The sequence below is a fragment of the Ancylobacter sp. G4_0304 genome (assembly GCF_047501495.1).
GTDB lineage: Bacteria > Pseudomonadota > Alphaproteobacteria > Rhizobiales > Xanthobacteraceae > Ancylobacter.
In genome coordinates, this window is record NZ_JAZDRM010000044.1 from 21,654 (window position 1) to 30,237 (window position 8,584).

Below are 8,584 nucleotides of genomic sequence, written 5' to 3' on the forward strand. Positions count from 1 at the left end.
ACAGGCGATCACCGCTCGTCGAAAATGCCCTGAAACAGCTCGGCGGCGCGCCGCACCTGCGCCTCGCTCACATCGAGATGGGTGACGACCCGCATGCGGGTGGGGCTCTCGACGCCGAACCGGATGCCGTGCGGCCGGAGCTTGGCGGCAATGGCATCGGCATTCAGCGCGCAATCGGACAGGTCGAGGAACAGGATGTTGGTCTCGACGCGGGCCGGATAGACGCGGGCACCTCCCGCGCCGTCCACGAGGCCGGCGAACAGGCGGGCATTCTCATGATCCGCCGCGAGGCGCTGATAGTTGTGCGCCAGCGCATAGAGCCCGGCCGCCGCCAGAAAGCCGGACTGGCGCATCGCTCCGCCGAGGCGGTGCTTCCAGTACCAGGCTTCCTCGATGAACCCCTTGCTGCCGGCGAACACCGCGCCGACCGGGCAGCCCAGCCCCTTGGAGAGGTCGATCCACGCGCTGTCATAGCCGGCGGTGTGGGCGCTCATCGGCGAGCCGGAGGCCACGGCGGCGTTCGGCAGCCGCGCCCCGTCCATATGAGCGGCAAGGCCGCTTGCGTGTGCGACCTCGGCGATCTCTGCGAGACGCTCCGTCGGCCAGACGGTGCCGCCGCCGCGATTGGAGGTCTGCTCGACGCTGATGACGCGGCTGCGCGGCGAGCGCTGGCGCAGCGGGCGGATATGCGCCCTCGCCTCGGCCGCCGAGAACACGCCGTCGGCGCTGGGAATCGTGCGGAACTGCGCCCCCGCCAGCGCCGCGGCCCCTGCCCCTTCCGAGCCGAAAACATGCGCGCTGGAGGCCGCGATGATCTCATCGCCGGGCCGGCAATGCACGAGATAGGCGATCTGGTTGCACATGGTGCCGGAGGGCAGGAAGATCGCGTCCTCCATGCCGAGAAGACCCGCCACCTGGGCGCAGAGTTCGAGCGTGGTCGGGTCCTCGCCGCGCTGCTCATCGCCGACCTCGGCGGTGGCCATGGCCGCGAGCATGCCGGCGGACGGCTTGGTCGAGGTATCGGAGACGAGGTCGATCGACCATGTCGGAACGGTGCCGGTGGTGCTCACTTGGCCAACTCCAGATGGTGGCGGAGACGGTCGAACAGGCGCAGCACGTCGTCCTCGTTATTATAGAAATGCGCCGCAGCGCGCAGATGACCGTCCTTGCTGGCGACGCGGATGTCGTCGGCTTCCAGCGCCGCCTCGATACGGTCGGCATCGGCACCACCGAGATCGAAGCTGACGATACCGGCACGCTGCTCCCAGGCGCGCGGCGTGCGCAGCTTCAGGCCAATACGGTCGGCTTCCGCGATCATCAGGTCGGTCAGCCGGTGCACCCGGTTCTCGATGTGATCGAGACCGATGGCGCCGATGAAGCGCGCCGAGGCTCGCTGCACGGCGAGGCCGAGGAAGTTCGGATTGCCGTACTCGAACCGGTGCGCATCCGGCGCGAAATGCGGATCGGGATCGGTGCGGTCGAAGGTGGCGAAGGAGTATTTTGCCGCGAAGGGCGGGCGGAAGCGGTCGAGCGCTTCGGGCGCGACATACATGAGGCCCGCGCCAGCGACGCTCATCTGCGCCTTGTGTCCGCCCGAGGCGACGACATGCGCGCCGAGATCGTCGATCCGCCGGTTGAGCACACCGATGGCCTGGATCCCGTCGACGAGGAACAGCACGCCCCTGTCGCGGCAGATCTGCGCCAGCGCGTCGACATCGGCCCGCTCGCCGAGGCCATAAGCGACCCAGGCGATGGAAAGAATGCGGGTGCGGGCGTCGATGGCGTCACGCAGCGCATCGGTGCTCACGCGCCCGTCCGCGCCGGCCGGCACGATGCGGATGTCCACGCCGCGCCGGGCGAGCGGCCGCCAGGGGAAGGTGTTGTTCTCATGCTCGGAAACCGAGATCACGAGATTGTCGCCCTCGCGCCAGTCGAAGCCCTGCGCGACGATGTTCACCGCCTCCGACGTGTTCTTCACCAGCGCCAGCGTCTCCGGCGCCGCGCCGAAGGTCTCGCCGACCGCGCGGCGGGTCACCTCAACCGCGTCCATCGAGAACGCCCAGCGGCCCGCCGCCTTGGTCTCGATATCGGCGAACCACTCGGCCGCCGCCTGCGCCGCGCAACGCGGCAGTAGCGCCTTGCGGGCGATGTCGAGATAGGCCGTGGACTTCGTCGCTCCGAACTCACCGCGCAGCGCCGCCCAGTCGGGCGTGCCGTCGGCGAGGCGGGGGATGAGCGGCATCGGGTCCTTGGGCTGGGAATTGTTCTTGTTCATGGCGTCCTGCGAGGCGTGAGGCTACGGATCGGCGTGGGAAATCTGGCTGATGAAGGCTCGGGCGCGTTCGGTGGTCGGCGCGCCGAAGAAGGCGTCCGGCGGCGCGGCCTCGACGACCTCGCCCTTGTCCATGAACACGACGAGATCGGCGACGCGGCGGGCGAAGCCCATCTCATGGGTCACGACGATCATCGACTGGCCGGCGCGGGCCAGCTCTTCCATGACGTCGAGCACTTCATGGACCATCTCGGGATCGAGCGCGGAGGTCGGTTCGTCGAACAGCATCACCTCCGGCTCCAGCATGAGCGCGCGGGCGATGGCGACGCGCTGGCGTTGGCCACCGGAGAGCTGGCCGGGAAATTTGTGGGTCTGGCTTGTAAGCCGCACCCGCGCCAGCAGGCCATGGGCGCGGGCGATCGCCCGGTCCTCCGGCTCGCCGCGCGCATAGACCGCGCCGAGGGTGAGGTTCTCCAGCACGGTGAGATGGGGGAACAGGTTGAAGCTCTGGAACACCATGCCGACACGGCGGCGCACCTGCGCCAGCGCTTCCGCGGTCCCGTCCAGCGTGATGCCGCAGGCGTCGAGATGGCCTTCCTGAAACGGCTCCAGCCCGTTGATGCAGCGGATGAGCGTCGACTTGCCCGACCCCGAAGGGCCGCACAGCACGATCTTCTCGCCCGGCGCGAGCCCGAGCGCCACGTCGCGCAGCACGTGATGCGTGCCGTACCATTTGTTCAGGCCGACCATTTCGACCATGAGCGGGCGGGCAGCCGTCATCGCGCCGCCCTCCGCGCCCGGCGCTGATTGTCCCGCTCGATCGACGAGCCATAGGCGGACATGGCCGAGCAGATGATGAAGTAGAGCAGGAAGACGAACAGATAGCCTTCCGTGCCGTAGCGCACCCAGTTCGGGTCCTGAAGCGCGGCCTTGGTGGCGCCCAGCACGTCGAACAGGCCGAGAATGCTGAAGAAAGTGGTGTTCTTGAAGGCGCGGATGATGTCGTTGAACAGCGCCGGCACCACCACGGCGAAGGCCTGCGGCAGCACGATCTTGCGCATGCGCAGCCAGTAGCCGAGGCCGAGCGCCTTGGCGGCCTCGTCCTGTCCTTCCGGGATCGCCTGCAGCCCGCCGCGGATCACCTCGGCGGCATAGGCGGCGAAGAAGACGATCATGCCGATTTCGGCGCGGATCAGCTTGTCGACGGTCAGTTGCGGCGGCAGGAACAGCGGCAGGATCAGCGCGGCGAAGAACAGAAGCGCCAGCAGCGGGATGCCGCGCACGCCCTCGATGGTCGCAACGCACAGGAAGCGCACCACCGGCAGCTCCGAGCGCCGGCCCAGCGCCAGCAGCACGGCGAGCGGCAGGCCGCCGGCGATGGTGCCGCCGAAGATGATGAAGGTGAGCGGCAGGCCGCCCCAGACATCGGTGCCGACCTCTGCGAGGCCGAACAGGCCGCCGCGCAGCAGCAGGATGGAAACGGTGAACACGATGGCCCAGCCGACGAGCCGCGCCCGCACCGGCAACAGCCGCGTCGCCGATATCACGCCGAACACCACCCACAGCGATACGATGATTCCGCCGCGCCATTGCTCGGCATAGGGATAGGCGCCGAACAGGATGACGCGGTGCTTCTCGACGATCACAGCCCAGCACGCGCCGAGCGCCTGCCGGCAGGCGGCGCCGTCGCCTGGCGCGTACCACACGGCATCCACGACGCCCCATTGCAGCACGCGCCACAGCACGATGGCGAGGACCGCGCCGAGCACGAAGGTGACGATCCCGCCGAGCGGCGTCTGGAACAGATGGCGCTGCGCGAAGGCGCGCACGCCATGCGGCGCCTGCGGCGGCGGGCGCAGGCCCGCCTCGCCGGAATAGGCGAAGGAACGCGGAGCGGCGGGCATGTCGGCACTCATCTCAGCGCTCCGGGATCTGTACGGCGCGGTTGACGAGATTGGCCACCCCGCCAATGGCAAGGCACATCAGCAGATAGACCACCGCCATGATCGACAGCACCTCGATGGTCCGCCCGCTATAGGTGAGCGCGGTGTTGGACACGCTGAACAGGTCGGGATAGCCGACCGCCACGCCGAGCGAGGAGTTCTTCAGCAGGCTGACATATTGCGCGGCGAGCGGTGGCACGATCACCCGCAGCGCCTGCGGCACCATCACCTTGCGATAAAGATCGGAACGCGAGAGGCCGATGGCATTTGCGGCCTCGATCTGCCCGGCATCGACGCTGACAAGGCCCGAGCGCACGATCTCGGCGATGAAGGCCGCGATATAGAAGGACAGGCCGAAATAGATGGCGAGGAATTCCGGGGCGAGCGTCGCCCCGCCGGCATAGTTGAAGCCGCGCAGCACCGGCACCGACCAGGCGGCGGGGGCGCCGAGACCGAGCCACACCGCCAGCGGCGGAAGCAGGAAAGCGACGATCTGGAGGAGCGCCAGCCCCTTGATCCGCAGGCCGGTACGCCGCCGTCGACGGTCCGCCCGGCGGCCGATGACGAAAGCGATCGCCGCGCCGATGCAAGCCGCGCCCAAAACCAGCAGCGCAACCCCGCCCTGTTCCGGGGCGGGAACGGTCAGCCCGCGATTGGACGCGAAGCCCAGGCCGAACAGGGACCAGGACTGGCGCGGCGGCGGCAGCAGCGTGAAGAAGCTGTACCAGAAGACGATCTGCACCAGCTGCGGCGTGTTGCGGAAGGCTTCGACATACGCCTTGGCGAAGCCGGCCAGCAGAGCGTTCGATGAAAGGCGGGCGAAGCCGAGCGCCACCCCGATGAGGCTGGCGGTGACGATGCTGACCGCCGACAGCAGCACGGTATTGCCGATGCCGACGAGGAAGGCGTCGAGATAGCTCTCGCCCGGCGAGAACGCGAAGAACGCCTCGCCGAGCGCGAAGTTCGCCGGATCAAACAGGAAGCCGAAGCCGGATGTCATGCCGCGCCTGTCGAGCGCGTCCATCGCATTGGTGGCGAGCCACAGGCCCAGCGCGCCGAGCACGGCGAGCAACAGCGCCTGCCAGAACACCGCCCGCACGCGCGGATTGCGCCAGGGCGGCACGGAAGCCGCCGCCCTTGTCGATGGAGATGTCACGCTCATGATGCTGACCGGCCCGGCTGCACGCTGTGCCTCAGAGCGGCGGGGCGTAAATGAGGCCGCCGTCGGTGTACTGGGCGTTGATGCCGCGTTCGAGCTTCAGCGGCGAGCCCTTGCCGACATTGCGGTCGAACACCTCGCCGTAATTGCCGACCTGCTTGATCACGTTGTAGGCCCATGCCGGATCGAGCCCGAGCCCCTTGCCGCCGGCATCCTCGGTGCCGAGCAGCCGGCGCACGGTCGCGTCGGTCGAGGTCGCCTTCATGTCGTCGACGTTCTTGGAATCGACGCCGCTCTCTTCCGCCTGGAACAGGGTGAACACCGTCCACTGGACGATGTCGCGCCACTGCGGATCGTCCTGCCGCACCACCGGGCCCATCGGGTCCTTGCCGAACAGTTCGGGCAGGATGATGTAATCCTCCGGGTTCGGCGCCACGGCGGCGCGGGTCGAGGACAGGCCGGAAGACGACTGCACGGCGACATCGCAGCGGCCGCCGAAGAAGGCGGTGTTGATTTCCTTCTGGTCGTCGATCACCACGAGCTTCAGGGTGATGCCGAACTTCTTCTGGATGTCGGCAACCACGCGCTCCGAGGTCGAGCCCGGACGCACGCAAACGCTGGCGCCGTCGAGATCCTTGGCGCTGGTCACGCCAAGCGCCTTCGGCACCATCAGGCCCTGGCCGTCATAGAAAGTGGGCGCGAGGAAATCGAGGCCGAGATCGGTATCGCGCGAGCGTGTCCAGGTGGTGTTCGCCACCGTGACGTCGACTTCGCCGGTCTGCAGCGCGGTGAGACGGGTCTGGTTGTTGGTCTTGAGAAACTTCACCTTGGTCGCATCGCCGAAGACGGCGGCGGCAAGCGCGCGGCAGGTGTCGACGTCGATGCCGTTCCACTCGCCCTTGCTGTCGACCGAGGAGAAGCCGGGGCGGCTGCCATTCACCGCGCAGGTGACCACGCCGTTCTTCTTCACCGTCTCAAGGGTCGATGCGCCAGCAGGCACACACACCGCCGCGAGGGCACCAAGGGCCACAAGGCCCGTCGCGAGATAGTTCCTCATCTCTGTCAGTCTCCGTACCTCTGGAAGGACGCCTCAGGCGTCGTTTTTCTGCTTGGAAGAACGTTCGGCCGCCGCAGCGCCCAGCCGCAGGCGCATCTCCAGGCCGCGGCGCAGATGCGCGCGCATCTGCTTCACCGCGAGGCGCGGCTTGCGCGCGATGACGGCGTCCAGAATCTCGATGTGGTCGGCGAGCGTCGAATAGACGTTCTCGTGCGAAAAATAGCGCGGCAGGTGGAAGGCGAGGCGAAAGCGCAGCCGCAGCAGCCGCACCGTTTCCGCCAGCGCGGCATTGCCGGCGGCCTGCATCAGCAGATCGTGGAATTCGGTGCCGGCATCGTCGATTTCCACAGCGGTGAAGGCGGTGGGGTCCGTCGCCATGGTCCGCATACGGATGCCGCAGGCTTGAAGCGCCGGCGAGGCTTCGCCGCCCGCCGCGAGTTCCGCCGCGAGACATTCCAGCACCTCGCGGACACGGTAGATCTCGGCAAGATCCTCGGGCGCGACGCGCTTCACGAAAGTGCCGCGCGCCGGCTTTACCTCAACCACGCCTTCCTGTTCGAGCTGGTGCAGCGCCTCGCGCACCGGCATGCGCCCGATGCCCAACTGTTCGGCCAGCTTGCGTTCGGAAAGCGGGGCGCCCTCCTCCAGCGTGCCGCCGAAGATCAGGGAGACGAGGCGGTTATAGGCGCGGTCGCGCTCGAATTCGAAACTCGGTGTCATGCCGACATACTGGACAACCGGTATACCAGTTGCAAGCCGAGATGAGCGGCATCGTCGGCCCAAGAAACAGGCAACGCCAAGCCGCGCGCCGAACCCGATGGCGGCAGCCCTGTGGAAGACGGGTTTGACTTTGCCCCTGCGAGCCCCCAACTTCCTTTCATGATCATCGAGCGCGCACAGCATCGGCATTTTCGGGTGTGCCCCATCGCGGGACATTAGCCCCCGGACCGGTCGCGCTGCGCCCCGGCGCCGGGGCGCTTGCTCACGTCACGTGTAGCCGGCGAAGCTGCTGAGGCGGCACTCACCCACATCAACTGGACATGACACGCGAAGCGTTCACCGCGCTTGCGCGCCTATCGCACTGGAGACTTCCATGACCACCACCGCGCGCCGCAAGCCGGCCATCCTCGTCACGCGCGACGATCACGCGCAGCTGACAAAGCTCGCCGACAGCTATGCGAACAGCCAGCCCGAGCTTGCCGAGGAGCTTTACACCGAGCTGGACCGCGCCCGTGTGGTCGCCACGCAGAAGGCCGGCACGGGCTTCGTGCGCATCGGTTCCTCGTTCCGGTTCACGACGGATGGCGGCGATGACCGCAACGTTACCCTCGTCCTTCCCGGCGAGGCCGATATTGCGGAGGGCAAGGTGTCGGTCATGACGCCCATTGGCGTCGCGCTGATCGGGCTCTCGGCGGGTCAGTCGATGAAGTGGACGGCGCGTGACGGCACTGTCCATACGCTCACTGTCGTCAGCATTGAGGGGGGTGAGACGGGCGAATAGTGAACCGCCCCTAGATTCCTGGACGCCTTCTTCCCTAAATTTTGAGGCAAGGAGGCCCCGATGGGCAAAGCGAACGTCACCGAGGACTTCAAGGGTGACGCCGTCCTTCAGATCACCGAGCGGGGTGATTCGGTTGCGGAGGTGGCGGCGCGGCTGGGGATCAGCAAGCACTCGCTCTACGAGTGGAGGAAACGGTACGGCAAGCCTGCCGCCGTGGCCCGCGATGACGATCAGGCCGCTGAGGTCCGCCGGCTGAAGCGCGAGCTGCAGCGCGTGACGGAGGAGCGCGACATCCTAAAAAAAGCGGCCGCGTACTTCGCCAAGGATGCAAAGTGAAGTACGCGTTCATCGCCGAGCATCGCCTGCAGTTTTCGATCCGCGCCATGTGTCGGTGCCTGCGTGTCCAGCCCAGCGGCTTCTACGCCTGGCTGAAGGACCCGCTGAGCAAGCGCGCGCGGGAAGACCAACGACAGACCGAGTCACCCATCGAGTTCGAACGGCAGCACAAAGCCAAAGCCGAGGGCGTCTAGAGCGGTTTCTGGCTGATCCGATTCAGAGCGGGATTCCCAAATCGCGGCATGTCTGCTTCCTTCGCGTTCGGAGTGGTGGAGATGGATCATGTCGCGCGCCTACAGCCAGGATTTGCGGGATC

8 protein-coding genes and 1 pseudogene are annotated in these 8,584 nt (G+C 67.3%); 2 read left to right on the forward strand and 7 right to left on the reverse strand.

The window, feature by feature from the left end; genetic code table 11:
* Window positions 1-8: 8 nt before the first annotated feature.
* The 7 genes from VRZ77_RS19370 to VRZ77_RS19400 are packed head-to-tail and all read right to left on the reverse strand — an operon-like array spanning window position 9 to window position 7,334.
* Window positions 9-1,070 (reverse strand): threonine aldolase family protein, encoded by a 1,062-nt coding sequence (locus VRZ77_RS19370; RefSeq protein WP_414594216.1) that lies wholly within the window; start codon window positions 1,068-1,070, stop codon window positions 9-11.
* Window positions 1,067-2,275 carry an aminotransferase class V-fold PLP-dependent enzyme gene (locus tag VRZ77_RS19375; RefSeq protein ID WP_414594217.1) on the reverse strand — a complete coding sequence of 403 codons (1,209 nt, stop codon included), beginning with the start codon at window positions 2,273-2,275 and terminating at the stop codon, window positions 1,067-1,069. Before VRZ77_RS19375 ends, VRZ77_RS19370 begins: the two co-directional genes overlap by 4 nt.
* Window positions 2,276-2,296: 21 nt before the next feature.
* Window positions 2,297-3,052: an amino acid ABC transporter ATP-binding protein gene (locus VRZ77_RS19380; RefSeq protein WP_414594218.1), complete on the reverse strand. Its 756-nt coding sequence runs from the start codon at window positions 3,050-3,052 to the stop codon at window positions 2,297-2,299.
* Window positions 3,049-4,188: an amino acid ABC transporter permease gene (locus VRZ77_RS19385; protein ID WP_414594219.1), complete on the reverse strand. Its 1,140-nt coding sequence runs from the start codon at window positions 4,186-4,188 to the stop codon at window positions 3,049-3,051. Before VRZ77_RS19385 ends, VRZ77_RS19380 begins: the two co-directional genes overlap by 4 nt.
* Window position 4,189: 1 nt before the next feature.
* Window positions 4,190-5,377, reverse strand: a complete 1,188-nt coding sequence (locus tag VRZ77_RS19390) for an amino acid ABC transporter permease (RefSeq protein WP_414594220.1) — start codon at window positions 5,375-5,377, stop codon at window positions 4,190-4,192.
* 31 nt (window positions 5,378-5,408) lie between these two features.
* Window positions 5,409-6,431: an amino acid ABC transporter substrate-binding protein gene (locus VRZ77_RS19395; protein ID WP_414594221.1), complete on the reverse strand. Its 1,023-nt coding sequence runs from the start codon at window positions 6,429-6,431 to the stop codon at window positions 5,409-5,411.
* Window positions 6,432-6,464: 33 nt separating this feature from the next.
* Window positions 6,465-7,334 (reverse strand): GntR family transcriptional regulator, encoded by an 870-nt coding sequence (locus tag VRZ77_RS19400; protein WP_414594222.1) that lies wholly within the window; start codon window positions 7,332-7,334, stop codon window positions 6,465-6,467.
* Window positions 7,335-7,524: 190 nt separating this feature from the next.
* Between VRZ77_RS19400 and rnk the strand changes: the two genes are divergently transcribed.
* Entirely contained in the window at window positions 7,525-7,932 is a 408-nt protein-coding gene (rnk, locus tag VRZ77_RS19405) for a nucleoside diphosphate kinase regulator (protein ID WP_414594223.1), read from the forward strand.
* A 60-nt stretch (window positions 7,933-7,992) separates the two neighbouring features.
* Window positions 7,993-8,411: pseudogene (locus VRZ77_RS19410) on the forward strand (transposase); the annotation flags it as partial.
* Between the last annotated feature and the right edge of the window lie 173 nt (window positions 8,412-8,584).

Coding starts and splice junctions, on each gene's coding strand:
- VRZ77_RS19395 (WP_414594221.1), bottom strand. CDS start 6,431: ATGAGGAACTATCTCGCGACGGGCCTTGTGGCCCTTGGTGCCCTCGCG.
- VRZ77_RS19385 (WP_414594219.1), bottom strand. CDS start 4,188: ATGAGTGCCGACATGCCCGCCGCTCCGCGTTCCTTCGCCTATTCCGGC.
- VRZ77_RS19400 (WP_414594222.1), bottom strand. CDS start 7,334: ATGCTGTGCGCGCTCGATGATCATGAAAGGAAGTTGGGGGCTCGCAGG.
- VRZ77_RS19375 (WP_414594217.1), bottom strand. CDS start 2,275: ATGAACAAGAACAATTCCCAGCCCAAGGACCCGATGCCGCTCATCCCC.
- VRZ77_RS19380 (WP_414594218.1), bottom strand. CDS start 3,052: ATGACGGCTGCCCGCCCGCTCATGGTCGAAATGGTCGGCCTGAACAAA.
- rnk (WP_414594223.1), top strand. CDS start 7,525: ATGACCACCACCGCGCGCCGCAAGCCGGCCATCCTCGTCACGCGCGAC.
- VRZ77_RS19390 (WP_414594220.1), bottom strand. CDS start 5,377: ATGAGCGTGACATCTCCATCGACAAGGGCGGCGGCTTCCGTGCCGCCC.